The 16,658-nt window shown below is 50.2% G+C and carries 14 protein-coding genes and 1 pseudogene; 3 read left to right on the forward strand and 12 right to left on the reverse strand.

The features are described 5' to 3' along the window. Positions 1-143 precede the first annotated feature (143 nt). Together HY774_13220 and HY774_13225 are read left to right on the forward strand one after the other, a co-directional pair. Positions 144-395: a hypothetical protein gene (locus HY774_13220; GenBank protein MBI4749445.1), complete on the forward strand. Its 252-nt coding sequence runs from the start codon at positions 144-146 to the stop codon at positions 393-395. 66 nt (positions 396-461) lie between these two features. After that, entirely contained in the window at positions 462-992 is a 531-nt protein-coding gene (locus HY774_13225; GenBank protein MBI4749446.1) for a GIY-YIG nuclease family protein, read from the forward strand. A 54-nt stretch (positions 993-1,046) separates the two neighbouring features. Here HY774_13225 and HY774_13230 read toward each other — a convergent pair whose 3' ends face one another. The 5 genes and pseudogenes from HY774_13230 to HY774_13250 form a co-directional block, all read right to left on the reverse strand. Next, positions 1,047-1,385, reverse strand: coding sequence for a hypothetical protein (locus tag HY774_13230; GenBank protein ID MBI4749447.1), 339 nt, complete (start codon positions 1,383-1,385; stop codon positions 1,047-1,049). A 45-nt stretch (positions 1,386-1,430) separates the two neighbouring features. Next, positions 1,431-2,168: pseudogene (locus tag HY774_13235) on the reverse strand (TetR family transcriptional regulator). Between the two features lie 52 nt (positions 2,169-2,220). Further along, the gene (locus tag HY774_13240; protein MBI4749448.1) at positions 2,221-2,580 is read right to left on the reverse strand and encodes a DUF393 domain-containing protein; all 360 of its coding nucleotides are present in this window, start codon (positions 2,578-2,580) and stop codon (positions 2,221-2,223) included. Between the two features lie 94 nt (positions 2,581-2,674). Next, positions 2,675-3,076, reverse strand: coding sequence for a hypothetical protein (locus tag HY774_13245; GenBank protein MBI4749449.1), 402 nt, complete (start codon positions 3,074-3,076; stop codon positions 2,675-2,677). A 256-nt stretch (positions 3,077-3,332) separates the two neighbouring features. Next, positions 3,333-5,834, reverse strand: coding sequence for a transglycosylase SLT domain-containing protein (locus HY774_13250; protein MBI4749450.1), 2,502 nt, complete (start codon positions 5,832-5,834; stop codon positions 3,333-3,335). A gap of 217 nt (positions 5,835-6,051) precedes the next feature. Here HY774_13250 and HY774_13255 point away from each other — a divergent pair, with 217 nt between their 5' ends. Then, a complete protein-coding gene (locus HY774_13255; protein MBI4749451.1) occupies positions 6,052-7,317 on the forward strand; it encodes a sigma-54-dependent Fis family transcriptional regulator in 1,266 nt (421 codons plus the stop codon). Positions 7,318-7,432: 115 nt separating this feature from the next. On the opposite strand, the gene HY774_13260 is transcribed toward HY774_13255, so the two are convergent. From HY774_13260 to HY774_13290, 7 genes are all read right to left on the reverse strand, one after another. After that, positions 7,433-8,719: a peptidase S41 gene (locus HY774_13260; GenBank protein ID MBI4749452.1), complete on the reverse strand. Its 1,287-nt coding sequence runs from the start codon at positions 8,717-8,719 to the stop codon at positions 7,433-7,435. A gap of 16 nt (positions 8,720-8,735) precedes the next feature. After that, on the reverse strand, positions 8,736-9,350 hold the full coding sequence (locus tag HY774_13265) for a DUF4276 family protein (protein MBI4749453.1): 615 nt from the start codon (positions 9,348-9,350) through the stop codon (positions 8,736-8,738). Then, positions 9,347-10,663, reverse strand: a complete 1,317-nt coding sequence (locus tag HY774_13270; protein MBI4749454.1) for an AAA family ATPase — start codon at positions 10,661-10,663, stop codon at positions 9,347-9,349. Before HY774_13270 ends, HY774_13265 begins: the two co-directional genes overlap by 4 nt. Before the next feature lie 243 nt (positions 10,664-10,906). Continuing rightward, positions 10,907-11,878, reverse strand: coding sequence for a zinc-binding dehydrogenase (locus tag HY774_13275; protein MBI4749455.1), 972 nt, complete (start codon positions 11,876-11,878; stop codon positions 10,907-10,909). Positions 11,879-12,363: 485 nt separating this feature from the next. Further along, positions 12,364-14,295 carry a hypothetical protein gene (locus tag HY774_13280; GenBank protein MBI4749456.1) on the reverse strand — a complete coding sequence of 644 codons (1,932 nt, stop codon included), beginning with the start codon at positions 14,293-14,295 and terminating at the stop codon, positions 12,364-12,366. 19 nt (positions 14,296-14,314) lie between these two features. Continuing rightward, the gene (locus HY774_13285; GenBank protein ID MBI4749457.1) at positions 14,315-15,538 is read right to left on the reverse strand and encodes a DUF4185 domain-containing protein; all 1,224 of its coding nucleotides are present in this window, start codon (positions 15,536-15,538) and stop codon (positions 14,315-14,317) included. Between the two features lie 139 nt (positions 15,539-15,677). Then, positions 15,678-16,442 (reverse strand): hypothetical protein, encoded by a 765-nt coding sequence (locus HY774_13290; protein MBI4749458.1) that lies wholly within the window; start codon positions 16,440-16,442, stop codon positions 15,678-15,680. Between the last annotated feature and the right edge of the window lie 216 nt (positions 16,443-16,658).

The following is a 16,658-nucleotide window of genomic DNA, read 5'->3' on the forward strand; positions in this document are numbered from 1 at the left end:
GCGACCAGACGCAAAGGTTTCTTTTAGAGGTAAAACTCACTTATTTCCGCATATTTGGAGGGAATCGCTGTGCAAGGAGCGCAAAAGTTGGTAAGCTACCGGCACTCGTTCACGTTCAACATTCCACGCGGAGTACCAAAGCCATGCGGCTCTTTTGGATCGTCTACATTGCCGGTGTCATTCTTTCTTCTCCATTATTCTATGGATACATGAAGAAGTATGAGTTTGCCCTGCGCCATTTGATCGAGCGGGAACTCGAACTTGACGACGATCCGGAAAACGACAAATTGAACGAATGGATTTATGACAATGCCGTGGTCTTGATGACCTGTTTGCTCAGTCTGAGCTGGCCAGTCTCGCTGCCGGATTTGTTTAAGGACAGTGATGGGCTGTGAGCTTATTTGCAAAGATTAGTTTGAGTTGATAAACCTTCTATAAAGTGTTGGATGAGGATGAGTTGTATGGGAAATGAAGGTTTTGTTTATATACTAACAAATGAGTCAATGCCTAGTGTTATTAAGATTGGACGGACACAAGATGTAGAGGGGCGTGTAAAAACACTGTCTCAGTCAACTTCAGTTCCAACCCCCTTTAAAGTTATTCACCAAGTCCGGGTAAGTGATTGCGTCAAAGTAGAAACAGAGGTACATCAAATTCTGACAAAGCAAGGATATAGGGTTAATAAGAAAAAAGAGTTTTTCCATTGTTCAACATCTACTGCTATTGAAACTTTGAATTCTATTTGTGGGTATCCAGTTCCCCAAATTGAGATCGAAAATAGGAATTTACCTGAACATACCTCAAAACCTCTTGATCCGTTTAATCGAGTGAGGCGATCCGCTGATTCTCCTCAACTTAAGTCAGCGAGTGAAAGTGAAAAAGCTACATGCGGTTTATTAGTGGTTTATTTTCTTATTTTTAGTGTGGTTGCTTCTTATACGGTCGGCAAATTGATAATTGCTATCTTGAAAACCTTACTATCGATAAATTGATTTTTTTCAACTTGAACTAACCAATCCCTTGCCGGAGTACCAGGCAAACAGGTTTTATTTTGGTGTCTTGAGATAGTCTCTAAGTACAAGTCCCCATAAATTGGGGATGGAATTTGGTTCTTTGATCGAATCAACTCGGTTTTCGCCCGCAGGGCGGCGGAAAGTAGCCGGTGGTTTGCCGCTTTGGGCATACCACCGGAGTTCAACCCACCCAGCCTTGCGCCCGGATGGGCGCTGGAACCGGTCATCGGCCCGGTTCATCATCCGTTCTCGCTGGCTGAATCCAGCGCCCATCCGGGCGCGAATCAGTTTGCGGCCTGGATTCCGGTGGGTGCGCTGCAAAGCCAGCTTCCCACCGGCTACTCTCCATCGCCCTTCGGGCGGAAACCACATTTGATTTTATTTCATCCCTTTTTTATGGGGACTTGTACTAAGTCATTATTCAGCCACTGAGTCGGTTTCCTCAAATTCTTCTGATTCTTCCAGCTCAACTGGCAGTGTATCTGGTGTTCCGATCTCCACGGCGGTCTGGCGCAGGTCAGTCATCATTCGCAGAATTTTCTTTCGCAGTGGAATCAACAGCGGCGTGCTGGCCAGTGCAATCAGTTTCACAATGATATCAACCGTGTGGTCAATCAGCAGATGTGTCCGCCGACAACCTGGAGAATTGTCGTGAATCCAAAAAAGCACCACGCCCATGTGATAGACCCAGAGCAGGTTCGCCAGTTCGGATTGTAATTCCAGCGGCACTTTTCCCTTGGCGCCGCGCAGCACTTCGGCAAAAAGTTCGGTGCTTTCTTCACGGGTGCGGGCTGAGTCTTCACTGAACGGATTGAGCGGACTTTTTGGATCCGCTGCTGTTTTAAAGAGCACTCCAGAGAAGGTGTGATACGGTTGAATGGTCGTCAATTTAGCTTTCATCACCCCGAGCAGTCGGCCTTTGAGCGTTTTTTCCTGGGCCAAAACCGGCGCGCTGGCAGCGACGTGTTCGCTGTGGGTGTGGGCGTAAAATTCCTGGATCAGGACTTCTTTCGATTTAAAGTAATAATAGGTATTGCCCAGGGAAATATTGGCGCGTTCGGCGATGGCCCGCATCGTGGTTTCTTCGTAACCGCGTTCACGAAACAGATCCAGCGCGGTTTGTAAAATCAATGAGCGGGTTTGTTCAGATTTCGAAAGTTTCGGTGTTGACTCAGCCGGTGTTCCCACGGGTTACTTGCCTCCAGGATCAAAAAAGTGATGAGCGGCGAAACCGGTGCCGATTGCGCGAGATCATTGAAACAAACCGGCGCACGGTTGGCAAATACTCTGGCGCTGCAAGTTTCAATGACCAGTGGCGATATTCACGCAGCGCCCACAAACACATCAGCCAGCCCTTCGCCCCGTAGTAAACATCACCTTTGTCGCTCACCACAGTTAAATCCTGAAGCGTCGCCGGGTGGTTTAAATCCGGAAACCGACGCCGGGCAAACTCCGATGCTGCCGGGACAAACAGCATTTCGATATATTTTGGCTGCTTCTCAAGCCAGGTTCGAATGCTGGTGCACAACTCACAGTTGATGTCATAGAGCACGGTCAGATTTTTCATAGCAGCACCATTTTAGGGTTCAGGGTTCAGGGTTCAGGGTTCAGGGTTTCAAATTTTTGTCCCTTTTGTCCCTTTTGTCCTTTTTGTTGTCCTGTTAAACCTCATGGCAGTTGATGCAGGCATCTGGCATGACTGGCGGAGGAACGTTGTCGAGCATCGCCCGTCGCCGCAACCGGCTGAAAATGTAGAGGTTAAAGAAGTGCATTCCACCCAGGACAATCGCCACTGTTCCAATCTTTGACGATAAGGCTTCGATTCCAACTTGTGTGCTGTCAACTTGATACCCCAGTTTAAGGGCCAGGCTGATATAACCCAGATTGATCAAATAAAACCCAACCACGAGCAAATGGTTGACTGAGTCGGCCAGTTCGGTGTTGCCGTGAAACACATCCACCAGAAAAACCCGCCCGTTTTTGTGGAGCGTTTGTGCAACCCAAATTGTCAAAATAATACTCAGGACCAGATAGGTCAGGTAGGTCATTACAATGATGTTCATACAGCTACCTCTTTGAAGATTGTTTTTGAACGTGTTCAAAAAAGAGAGTACGCCGTTCGAAGACCAGTGTCAATAACTTTTTTGAACGTGTTCAAAAAAATAAAAAGGAGGCTGTTCGAGTGCAAAGTGGCGTTAAGCCGCCGCACTCCAGACGTGTACCGTGCCCTAAGGTTGCTGAGCGGTTGAATTTTGTAAGTGTTTGATTCTTTTCGTGTATTTCGTGTATTTCGTGGTTAGAAATGGCTTGGATTTTATTTTAGTGTTCTTTCAAGATCGCCACTGCGCCGCCTTCGACCAGTGCCATCGCCAGTTCGTGAAGCTGGGAACTGGCTGTTTCATCCCGGGTTTGTGGGATTGTCGAAGCCGACTGGCTGGCTTCTGGCTCGGTCAGATCACGTTGATAGAGTTGGCGATAGGCGGCGTAGTTGTTCATGACAATAAAGACGTAATCCTTGGTTTCAGCAAACCCGACTTCGGGGGTAAACCGGTCTACGTCGTCACTTCCAGCCCGTTGCAGCCATCGCCGGACACCGGCTTCACCCCCATTGTATGAGGCTACGACTGCCTGTGGGTGGCCAGGGAACTGCTTAAACAGGTTTGAAACGTATTGGGCGCCAAACAACACCGCATATTTGGGCTCATACAAATCATCTCGCGAGTAGGTATCGAGTTTCAGTTGAGCGGCAATCTGATCGGCGGTCGAATCAATAAATTGAAACAGGCCGCGTGCGGCGGCGGCTGATTTCACCCACGGACGGAAGCGCGATTCCTGCCGGGCAATCGCCAGCAGGAGCCGTGGATCAACCTGCCGTGGGCGAGTAGCTTTGAGGATTGCCGGACGGTACGGCGCGGGATAGAGCAATTCGGCCACATCGCGAGGCATCAATTCGAGCCGAAAATCAGCCGGGAGTGACCCAAAAACCCGTTCGGCGTAATCAATGGCCTGCCAGGCCCGATTTCCCCGATTAGAGTACACCGCCAGTGAATAATTCCAGTTGTCATTCCCACCTGCTTTGACCCGTGGGGCTGGAAGTTCGGAAATACCTTCATCAAACAGGCCCAAAAAGCAAAGTTCATCACCTAAATCACGCTGGACTGGAGTGTTGCTGGCACTGGTGATGACATTCCGGCCAACAGGAACAAGCTGGTAATTCCAGGCTCGGGCATAGTCGGGCAGGTTGCGATAGCAGGTTTCAAGCAGCCGAAACAATTCACGCTGGGTGGCCAGGTCGGTTGTCAACCGGAGCGCCTGGTGGGCTGCGTATTTCGCTTCCCCATAGCGTCCTGCCGTGCTCGCCGTTCGGGCCGTGGCCAGCAAGGTCGTCAATCGTTTGCTGAATTCATTGGCCGCGCTGCCTTTGAGTGTTTCCCGCAAGTTCATCAGGCGTTCGGTGGCCCGCTGGCCATAATATTGATTTCGTTCGTCTGGAAGCCCAAGGTAAACGTCAATCGCCGGACTATATTGCTTGAGTTGCTCCAGGCAATAGCCGCGCAGAAAGTTCACTTCGCCCCGGTTGGTTGCACCCGGTGCCCGACGTCCAAGCGGCTCATTTTGGAGTTGATTTAAGACATTGAGCGCCGCCTGGAACTGGTTCAAATTCATCAGAATTTTGGCTCGCAGGAATTTGGCTGTGACTCCGGCTACTTCGGTTGACAGTCGTGTTTCCGTGCGGGCGCACCAGTCAAGCGCCGCCGTGGTATCTCCGGCCAGTCGAAGGGTATCAATCGCATTTAAGTGGGCACCGCCCAGGGTTTCACTCTTTGGGTACTCCGCAATAAAGGCTTCATACTGGGCAACGGCTTCACGCGCCCGGCCAGCGTTTTGATGGGCGTGTCCAAGCTGGTAAAAAGCCAGTTCACCATCCGGGGTTTTGGGAAATTCACGATGCGCGCGGTCATACCAGGTAATGGCTTCATCCCAGCGTTCTGAAATGTAGTGGGCGCGTCCGATTCCAAACAGGACTTCGGGCATTTGTTTGCAGGCCGGGTATTGTCGGACGATGGTCTGAAAGTGGCGAATTGCCCCTTCCGCGTGGCGATTTTTGAGAAACAGTCGTCCGCGAGCGAGGTGGTCAGCTTCAGTGAGTGTTTCGCCGCCGAGTTCGTCCAGGTTTTCAGCCGCCAGCAGGGCCTGGTCATCTTTCCCGGTTTGAAGCAGGCGTTGAAAAATCAATCGGGCAGCATCGGCTTTATCCGCTTTGCGCAGTGCGATTGCCGTTTTTCCCAAAATTTCGCGGTCGGTGGTTGAAATATTCTGGTACACGCTGGCGGCAGCGCGGTAATTGCCGCTGTGCTCATAACTTTCAGCCAGTTTCCCCAGCGTCCCTTTCACCGCCGGGCTATTCGGATAGGAGGTCCGCAACAATTGCCAGTACACCTGTTCGTTTTTGAAGTCTTTGCGCTCGTGCTGGAGTTCAGCCAGGTGCCGCATGGCAAACGGGGATAATTTATTCTTTTGTTCAGCCACGGTGCGATAGAGTTGAATCGCTGTTGCCCCATCACCTGTCCAGTCAGCCAGTCGGGCGCGCAAATACTCATAATTGTTGAGCTGATACAGTTCCGGCTCGGCTTTTTTCAATTCATCAAGCAGGCGGATGGCAACCTGGTAGGTGCGACGCGCCATGGCTTCCTGGATTTGGGCATGGTGGGAGGCAATTGAAAGCTTCGCTGTTTGGGCTGAAAGTGGAGCAACCATTCCGGTCATTCCTGAAAAAAAGACAAGGATCAGGCAGGCAAGTCGCCGCAGTTGATTGCGCATGATGTCACCATTGATATACGAGTTATGAATTATGAATTATGAAGAGAGTAAATGCTTTGTTTTCAATGAAATGATCTTTTTATGATTCGTCTGGTTGTTGAGAGGGGGAATGGTGTTGGGAAAAGTATCGCACACGTTTCATTGGGTGTGGTATGTTTACGCGCTCCCTTCTTGGATTTTAAACCTCAAAAAAGTCTGTTTCTACCCTTAAAAATTTATGCGTTTTCCTTCACGTTCCGAGTCATTTGACCGCATTCGTGAAAAGGTGATTTCTGGCCAGGCGGCCCTTGAATTTGGAGATTCAGCCCAGGCCCTGACGTTGCTCGACGAAGCTGTGGGCCAGGTGTTATCGCTTGATTGGTCGGATGAGACCGTCTGGAAGCGATGGCCCGTGATGCAGGGGGTTCTGCAGTTTGCCAAACAATATCTTGATCAGGAAATTGCGGAAAGCTCGCTTGCCCCGGATGTCTCGGAAAATTCAGATGAACCACGGTTTCTGACATCAATTCCCGAGTTAATGATTGTCAATCGTGAAATGCGGGCCATCATTGATCAAATTGTGCGCATCCGGCATACCCGGATGAATGTGCTCATCACGGGTGAATCTGGCGTTGGTAAAGAGTTGCTGGCGAAAGCGATCCACGTCGAAAGTGATCTGCGCGATAACGTCTACATTCCCTTCAATTGTGCTGCCGTTGCTCCTGAACTGCTTGAAAGCCGGCTCTTTGGCCACCGCCGGGGTGCCTTTACGGGTGCGGTCACCGACCAGCGCGGCGTGATTCGAGCGGCTGAAGGCGGAACTTTGTTTCTGGATGAAGTTGGGGAACTCCCGCTTGAGGTCCAGCCGAAATTGCTTCGGTTCCTTCAGGAAGGCGAAATCCAGCCCTTAGGCGAAGACCGTCCGATCAAAGTGAAGGTCCGTATTGTCGCCGCGACCAACCGCCATCTGGAGGCCCAGGTCGCTGAAGGGAATTTTCGCGAAGATTTATTTCACCGGCTCAACGTGATTCGGCTCGATGTGCCACCGCTTCGTGAACGTCGCGAAGAGATTTTGCCGCTCGCCCAGCGGTTCTTGAAAGAACTGGCTAGCCGGGCCAAAAAAGACCTGCAACTCTCGGAAGGCGCTGCCTTTATGCTCCAGAATTACAACTGGCCGGGCAACATTCGCCAACTTCGCAATGAAATGGAGCGAATGGTGGCCTATACCGAAGATAAACAGCTTATTACGCCCCGAATGTTATCTCCGGAAATTACATCGTTCAAACCGGTGACATCGGCCACCGTTGGTTCAAGTCGTTCAGATGGAAGCATCCGGGTTGAGTTTCCGCCTGGTCTGGAACTGGCTCAGATTATGGACGCGGTCGAAAAGCAGATCATTACCGAAACGCTGGCACGCAATAAGAACAACATTTCCAAAACCGCCCGTGAATTGGGGATTACTCGCAAAGGGCTGCACATCAAGCGGGACCGACTCGGGATTTGAGAGAGGAATAAAGTCAGTACCACCTGCGTGAGCGGGTGGGTCTGGTTGCTTTCAACTTCCACCCGCTCACGCAGGTGGTACTGACTTGACGATGACTTATCTCCAAACTCCACAATTATTTGGCTAAAATAGCCGCCAGGATCGGGTCACGGGCATTTAAAAAGTCATCTATTGAGGTTCGGACATCAACATCCGGCAGCATCGAAGGTTCGTCTTTGTCCGAAGTCTTGAAGTATTTGGTCGAATAGGAAACTTCAAGGCCGGAATTGGGGAGTTTGAACGATTTGACTTCACCGAAGGCATTTGGTTTTTGCCCGGTTGGCTCTCCGAAGATCGTGGCTTTGGTTTGTTGTCGCAACTCAAGTGCATTTAAATACCCGGATGAAAACGTTCCTCGACCAATAATGGCAAAGAGCCGTCCGGGCTGGTTGATGGCAGTTCGTTTTTTGATTTCTTCCAGCATTGGCCGGAAAATCACTGAATTCCCGCCGCCATTGTGCCGCAAATCAATCACCAGCCGATCTACCTGGTGCTGGTCAGCAAAAGCCCAGAGATCCTGATTAAATTTGGCAAAGGGCAGGTCATCCATATCCCGGCAGCGGTTGTATTTGACAAACAGCGTTTTCGACTCAGCTAGATATTCAAACCAGTAGTTGAGTTGTTGTTTCTGCCGATAAAGCGGGGCGCCACGTTTTTCAGGATCCAGCGCCTGAACCCAGGAAATTCCGTCAAGTTTCTCAACCGAATTGATTTCAACGGTGTGCGTTTGTCCTTGACGATCCTGATAGGTCAAACTGGCTCGGATGTCATCCGGAATGATTTTGAGGACCTTTAAAATTCCTGGATTCATCAAATACTGAGGGCTTTCAGTCAAGAGCCACTGGTCGTTTTCATATGAAATCAATGGTTTCACCAGTTTGAACGCCTGATCAATCGGTGTATTTCCAATTCGGATTAGTTTGCAGCCGAGCAATGCCTGATGTTCTGCTGGGGACCGCAACAGATACAACCCATCTTTGAACCACAGATGCGCCAATGGAAGCACTTTTTTAAACTGCGGATTGAAATCCGTGTGCGCATCATTGACTGAAGCCACAATTCGCATCAGCTCAACTTTGATTTCATCATCCGACAGCTTTGGAAGTGTTTTGTCCAGTTGCTGAATAGATCGGTTGAAATCGGCTTTTTTGAGGTGAAAAAAGAGATTTTTGTGACGCGCCGGGAGTTCTTTGGCCAGGAACTGCACATCCTGGCGCCACTGCTCATCACGCGAGAGAGCTGGGGGAGATGCAGTTTGGCCAAACCCATCACTGGAAAATATTCCACATCCGAGCGTAAGGAGAAGACTCCAGACGAACAAAAAACGAAACCACGGTTTTTCAGGAACAGAGATCTTCATCATAACCTTCAATTGAAAGTTAGCTTCGAAGCTGGTTCAAAAGAGATTCCACATCACGGTAAAGTTTTCGAAATGAAGCAGATCGCTCCAATGCTAATTCGAGGTCGAACTGCGCCGTAAGTGCTGCCTGATCAACTGTTGGGCTGTATTTTTGACCAGAGGGAAGGCGTTTGGTGAGCCATTCTTTGGTCCCTCTGATGGACTCAGGTTCTGGCGGTGTTTCTAAATTGCCAGGAAGTCCACGGATACCTCGCAATGATTCAGCCGCCGCCAGAAACCAGGCTTCATATTCGCGGTGTGCAAAAATAGTCACGATTGGCACATCAGTCCGAAGTCGTTTGGCTTCTTGGAGCAATGCTGGACCAAGTTGAGCCGGGCAATCATCGTCACTATCAAGCAAAATGAGAATGGCACCTGGACCATTCAGTTTGGCAATGGCCAGGCGGAGTGCTCGTTCAAATTCTCCACTTTGAGCAATTTGACCTTGTCTAACAATTTTCGAACGATCAGTTAGGACTGGCTGCGGCACATCAACCCACAACTCAGGATCAATCCGTTCTCGAATCCGGCGGATCAGAATCGGTAAGGCGACAACTTCTCCTTTTCCTTCAACAATGCAACTGATACAGATCATTGTGCCTCGACCCCGAGATCAAAAAGATTGGTTCTGGTGTCAGCCACCGCTATTATTGGGGTAAGCTGGTCCATTCGAAGGAGTTCACCCGGAGTGAAGAGGTGATCTTTCAGAACAGTCATCCCTGCCTGTGAGAGGTGACCAATTTGAGAAGCACCTTTGTCAGAGATAACCGCCAGGATTGAGTCTGGATTCACGGTGTGATCATCGAGAATGTCAGGGCTGTGGCAGGTGACGATGACCTGTTTCGTGAGGCTAGCTTCTTCCATTGCCTCGCGCAGGACTGCTGCAGCGGCTGGATGCAAGTAAAGCTCAGGTTCTTCAATGCAAACGACATTGACTGGGTGGGGGCCAGTTTGAAAAAGAGCGGTCAGGATTCCAAGGATTCGCAATGTTCCATCTGACATTGCTGAGGCTGCAAAGGCAGACTTTTGAGCCGCTTGGCCATTTGGTGGAATCTGTTCAAAGACCAGTAATGCTTCCTGAAAGCCGTGTATAACTGATGTGCCGGGGAAAAGAGTACTTGAAGGTATTACTTTGATCCCATGAACTGATGGGACAACAGCTTTGAGGTAGTTTTCAATACGTTCTTTTATTTGTGGATATTCATGAGCAAGAAAATTGATGATGCTTGCAAGATTATCTCCGTTCATACTCAACGGATAGCTGTTGGTTAATTGTTGGATTTGCCTTATTTCAAAAAGGTTATCAAAATCATATAGATTGATTTGAGTGAGCGCCGTATAAACTTGGCGAAATGGTTCAAATCCGGATAAACCTATTAAACATAAAGATGTTTGGGGAGGAATCGGAGTCCAGGAAGTAACCTGAGAAGGAGACCATTGAAAAAGCGGTTCAAGGTTAGTTTGAATTATCTTCCCTTTATGAGCGCGAAAGAAAATCTCTGTTTGGCCAGGTGGGTTAGGAAAAGGTGACAGTACTAACTCTTCATCCTGAACCTGAAAATCAGCCGTTGGAGTAACCTTTGATTTTAAACGCAAAGCATAATGTCCTGTTTGGCCTGATGGAAAAGCAAACTCCAACCGTATGCCAAGCATTCGGTTGGGTTGTGGGGCTTGAAATGATTCGTAGAGGCCATGAGATGAGTACAATAAACTCGAAAAACCACCTCTTCTTTTAACCACCTCATTTAGTGAATATTGCAAGCTAGCGGAAACAAATCGCAAAGCTTGCAAAAAGTTCGTCTTTCCCGCTCCATTTGGTCCGACAAGGTAAGTCAACGGGCCAAGCTCAACATCGCAAAAGGCGATGCTTTTGAAATTCTCGATGACGACTCGCTTTAGAAAAACCATACTTCACCAGCCTGTTTCCTGGCAAAAAACTCAACATTTTTTCCAGCGCCCATCCGGGCGCGACGTGAAATTGGGCGGTGACCCGGTGGTAGCGCTCAAAGCAGCGCGACCACCGGCTATTTTCCGGCGCCCATCCGGGCGAAAACCAGATGTGCCAACTTGGGCAAACCCTCGATGATCTGGAGTGATCCTTTACCCAAAAAATTTGGTTTTCTCTCAGCCCAAACCCTCAGCCTTCAATCCTTATGGAATCAGCAGTAATTTCCCCATCACGTTTCGGCTTTCAAGTTCGCGATGGGCATCAGCCGCATTTGCGAGTGAAAATGTCTGGGCAATGTGGGGAACGAAGGTTCCTTCCGCGACATATCGCAGGATATGCGACATATCCGAATTGGGAAGGTAGCGCCCGGAAGCCAGCAGGTTTCCATACTGAAAGCCAAAAATCGCTGCATTTTTCGGGTAAAAATCGCGCGTGTTGATCAGGCTGTCTTCCAGCGTGACATTGGCCAGGGCGGCGACGCGGCCAAACGGTGCCAGGACTTTGAGCCCCTGAGCAAAGACTTTGCCTCCAACGGCGTCGAGGAAGGTATTGATGCCTTTGCCATCGGTGGCTTCACGAACAGCGCTCACCAAATCCTGACTCGTGTAGTTAATCATCACATCCGCGCCAAGTTGCTGCGCCATCGCCAGTTTTTCATCGCTGCTCGCGCTGGCAATGATCCGGGCTCCGATTTGGCGGGAAATCTGAATCGCGGCATGTCCGACACCGCTCACGGCGGCTGGAATCAGGATTGTCTCTCCGGCCTGGAGTTTTAAGAGTGAATGGATGCAATACCAGGCGGTGAGCCAGTTGATTGGTAAGGCAGCGGCCTGTTCGTACGAAGTCCCGTCTGGAATCAACGCCATATGTTGTTCCAGTGCCACCGTTTCCGTTGTATAGAGGCCCGTTCGGTTTGAAAAAATCACGACCCGGCTGCCAACCGGGAAACTGGCCGAAGTTGACTCGACGACCTCACCACTGGCTTCAATGCCAGGTCTGGCCGGCACCTGGGCGCCATGGTAGGCGCCGCTTCGCAAGAGTACATCCGCACGATTAACCCCAATCGCCCGAATTGCCACCCTGGCCGCGTTTTCTCCGAGTGGAAGTGAGGCTTCTTCCACGAGGTTGAGTTGTTCTGGTCCACCAAAAGCTTCGACAAGAATTGAATGACGCATAAGACAGAATGAAGAATTGAGAATGAAGAATTGAGAATGAAGAATGAAGAATGAAGAATTGAGAATGAAGAATTGAGAATGACCTGAATTTCGCCCAAAATAGCACCACTTTGCTGAAAAATCAGTACCGACCAGGTCGGGACACACCTCGTGACCAAAAAGCGGCCAAGTCATTGAGTGGAATCGAAATTCACCGAAATTGAGCCTTCGCAATCACGAACCTGACTTCCAACCTGTCTTTTATGTCCTTTATGTCCTTTATGTCCTTTATGTCCTTTTCGTCCTTTGGCTCTGGCTCAATCAACCACCTGTGTGACCAAAACTGAGGACAAGATCGGTATTTTGGGCGAAATTTGGGGAATGAAGAATGCAGAAAACAATGAGTGGTTCGCGGTTAGTTCTTGATTCTTGGAAAGTATTGGTTCCAAAGTACTAAGTACCAAGCACTCAATTCTTCATTCTCAATTCTCAATTCTTCATTCCTCTTATTCTTCCCATTTGAGCCGCACAAAGTAGAACTCTTCGCTGCGACTCGCCGGGGTGACTCGAAGGCGAGCGGTATAGTTGTTCTCGCGGCTTGGTTTTTCAAGCAGAATGACCCGGCCTGAGCCTTCTCGCTGCTTGACCGTGAAACCTGAAACTTCAAAGCGCGGCAACGGGTCACGAAAATCAGAATCGGCATTGCGGAATTGCCGGCGGCGTTCCTGGGGGCTGTAGAGTTCGCTTCCTGAAACTTCGATTTCCACATCATCGGTCCCACTGACATAAAATTTCAGGTCGCATCGTTTCCGATTGAGGCTGGTTCGTCCATCGCGGTCCCGATTCCGGTCAGTGCTGGAAAATCGGTCATTGGGTCCGGAAACGGGTTCGTCGTCCCAATCATCATCCGAACGGCGGCGAGTGTCTCCGGTAGTTGTGCGCGGACGCTCGCTTCGGTCTGGCTGGTATCGCGAAGCCGATGACCGCCGATCAATTCCAAGGAAGGGATTGTAAATATATTCGAGCGAAAATGACGACTGGTCGGGAAAGCTGAGGTTGTTGCGCGCACCATAGGCCGGATCAAGTCCCCACTGGCCAACCGCAAGCAGGTTTTTCTTCTTGGTGGCTTTGTCTTCCCAGCCCCAGAATGGTTTGGCTTTGTCCGCAGCTTCTTTGCGTCCATAAAACGACCCGGCAATTTGATCTATCTGTGGGCGTGGACGATTTCCAAATGGCTGATAAGCATAGTATTTATCAAAGGTTCGGTCTTCGCGCCCGGCATTGGAATTGGCTCGTTCCCACCACTCCTCATAGATTGGGAGCAGGGCATATCCGACTTCGCGGTCATTAGCGTGGCGTGGGCGCTCAGCCCGTCCGCGATAGACAAAGGTCACCCCGGTTCCGGTTGAAAACGTGTCATTCGAAAGCGAATACCGCGAGTTTTTGCCCTGGCTGCCATACACACCGTGTCCGCCGGATTCGATAAAAATCACCGGATGCGACCCCTGATACAGTTCAACTTCGCCGTCAATATCGTGAAATCCGTTCCGAACCTGGCTATCAGCCCGGAATGAATAAATATTGTTGTGAGCCAGCGTTTCCATGGCTTGAAGGCGACCAAACTGGCTTCGATCTTTGGCAACGGTCAGAATTAACCCTTCGTTGTCATTTTCGTGGCAGCTACCGGCAATGCAGGTGTCTGAATAATCACGAGGATGAAACAGGTTATAGATCACAAACCAGTGGCTTTCGGTTTCCATCACCGTGTAGTAGACATATGCCTGTGACGTGCCCTGATCCAGCGAATCCCAGTTGTTGTCGCCACGCCAGTCGCCGTCATAGTCAAAGCGGGTAATGTAATCAGCTTTGGGTTGAAACCAGGTTTCCTGGGCGACAAAAGGGGCATAGTGTTCGGCCAGTTCAAAATAGGAATCCCGCGAAGCTCGTTCATCACGAAACTCCTGGCGTTCGGCTGGTTTCCGAGCCTGGGCGCTCGTGCTGACATCCATCACCACGGTCGCGGTCTTTCCGTCCAGTGAGGCTTCGATGGTGTAGCGTCCAGGTCGGTCCGGTGCGCTATAGAGAAAGCAATCCTGGATCGTGGCCTGGTTGAGCACTTGAAAAAACCGGTTCTCGCCGCTGACAAACGGCCCATCATCGGTGCCCTGGTATTTAAATTCTTTCGAAATCCATCCGCCGTCACGACTGACAATGCGCACTTTGGCGCCGGTCTTTTTCAACCGCCCGGTCAGGATCTCCTTGTCCTTTTTTTCAACTTCACCAAAGACCCGCACCTGGATCACAGCGGTTTCCAGTGGGCGAATGCGAGTTCCGGGTTCAACTTTGATTTCCAGCCGGGTCACTTTTTCTCCGGCACGGACTGATTGAGGGAGCAATGGGATCAGCGACAAAGCAAGAAACAGGATCAATTTCTTCATAGACAAGAACTTCACTTCTTTAAGGGAGTGGAAGGCGGATAAACCGTGGCCGGTAAATATCCGCATTGGCAAAGTGTTCGGCAAAGGAAAATGTGTTGACGTTGTAGCTGATAAGCAACTCACCGGGGGCTGAAAGATGTGGGTGAGCCTTGGCATTATAGGTTGTGATGTTGGGGGTGAGTGTCGTTTCCGGGCAGGTCCAGATTGGAATTGGTGGTCCCCACGGTCCGGCTGGACTATTACTATAACTAACCGCCACTGTATTGCTCAAGGTATCAAGTTGAAACACCAGCAGATAGCGGCCATCCGCCAGTGGTGTGACGCTAAATTCTGACGAAAGCCGGGATGCAACCGGTGTCGCCGAACGGAAGGTCGTGACCCAGGTTCGGCCATTCCAGAAACGATATTGTGAAAATTGAGCGATTTTGTCTGGTTTGACACGTCCGACAACCAGTTTTTTATTGCCGGGGTCGTTTCTGAGGCCATACACATAGAGGTATCCATCTGGACGCGGGGCACCGGCCATCGTGGTGTTGGGCATCACCGCCATTCCAAAGGCCAGTTCGCCCTGGGCACCACTTGCGGCTTGAAACAACCGTGTATCCACCTGGGTGTAGGTACGAAACGGATCCGCCAGATTGGCCACCGAATCACTCAACAGGGAAATGCCATCCGTTGCAAAATTAAACACGCCGCTGCCACCGGGTTTCATTCGCAGGCTGAACAGATACAGCCTGCCATTGACGACCAGTCCATCATTGGGCCAGAACCAGTGTGAAGCTGAGGTATTGGGTACAACTCTGGGCAAAGCGACACCCGTGTTTGAAGTCTTCCACAAAAATTGGATTTGATTTGGATTGGGCAGACCACCAGAGAGCAGAGCACTGGTGTTGCGAATGATGGTGCTGCCTTCGACTCGCTGGTTTTGCGTGTTGACTGAACCAATAAACGTGTCGCTAAAGACCCAAAATGTCGTGGTGTTGCCAGCCGTGCCGGGACGTTCATCACCAGAAATTGGAATCGAATAAATCCCATCGGCCCCAGTCCAGCCAGTTTGCCGATCAAACAAAGCGTCCCATTCGGGCGCGGCTATAGCACTGTAAGGAGTGATATTGGCTCGGGTTGGGAGGTCTAACTGAGGGTCAGATTGAGCAAAGCAGAAGCTGACTGACTGTAACCAGCCAAAAATGCTCAAGCAAATCATGAGCACCAGAAGTCGAAACGCAAAGAGCTTCCTGGGCATAGGTTTTCCTGAGTTGAATCCCACCCGCCAACGCTGGTGGTACTGACAAATTTGAAATTACATTCTTGATGTATCAGAAAGCGAAGTTATTGAAATGACTGTTTTTCGCTGAACCCTGAACCCTGAACCCTAAATGGTATTAGCTTTTGGCACTGTGGGCCAGATCGTCGAAGTAGCGGCGAGTATGTTCCATCCCGGTTTTCAGGTTTTCAGAACAGGAATGTTGATTGCCGACCGTGCCCGATGTCGATGTAAATTCCGGTCCGAGCACGGTGGCGGCGGCTTCATAATGCAGTTTCCGCCAGCCGAAGAGTTGCTCATCAAACCGGGCAATTTCAGCTTTCAGCGGTTCCAGTTCTTCAGGTTTGACATCTGGATGGCTGGCCACGTGGTCATAGGCTGTCCGGAGGGTGCCTTTTCCGAGCCGTTCCTGGGCAATGCGCGTCAAAATGCCATCCGGCCCCCGATATTTGGCCAGAAAATCCTGCATGCCGCTTCCAGAGACCAGTTCGTGATACATCTCGTCGCCGTGGCGTCCGGTGAGGAGTTCGATGATGGTCAATTGGGCGCTTTGCAGGCCCGAAGCACCACGCAACGCATCGCGAAATGACAGAAAGCTTTCTCGTGAAAGCGTCTTCATCACTTCAAAACCCTGAGTGGCACAGATAAATTCCTGGTTGACCCGGTTCATCAGGGCGGTTGCTGAAACCGCTTCTGGTGGAGAAGCGTGCAACCGGCGGATCACTTCGTCCAAATTGCGAATGATTTGGAAAAACCAGAGTTCAAAATGCTGGTGGATGGCAATAAACATCACCTCATCATACTTGTCAGTCTGGATATTGGACTGCAGGCGGTGAAGTTCATCAAGTTTAATGTAATCCCAATAATTGATTCGGTCAGTCATTTATCTCTTCTCGCTTGGGGGAATTGGTGTGGGTGTTGGGCTGAAGACCTTGGGCTAGGGGCTGAGGGCTGAAGAAAGAGGGCTGAAGAAAGAGGGCTGAAGAAAGAGGGCTAGGGGCTGAAGACTCGCAAGCTCGGGGCTGAAGACTTCGGGTTCAAGACAAAATCCCCGTCTTCTTCAACGCATTTTCTTCAGCCCTAAGCCCCAAGTCTTCAG

It is taken from the genome of Acidobacteriota bacterium, from assembly GCA_016208495.1.
GTDB lineage: Bacteria > Acidobacteriota > Blastocatellia > Chloracidobacteriales > Chloracidobacteriaceae > JACQXX01.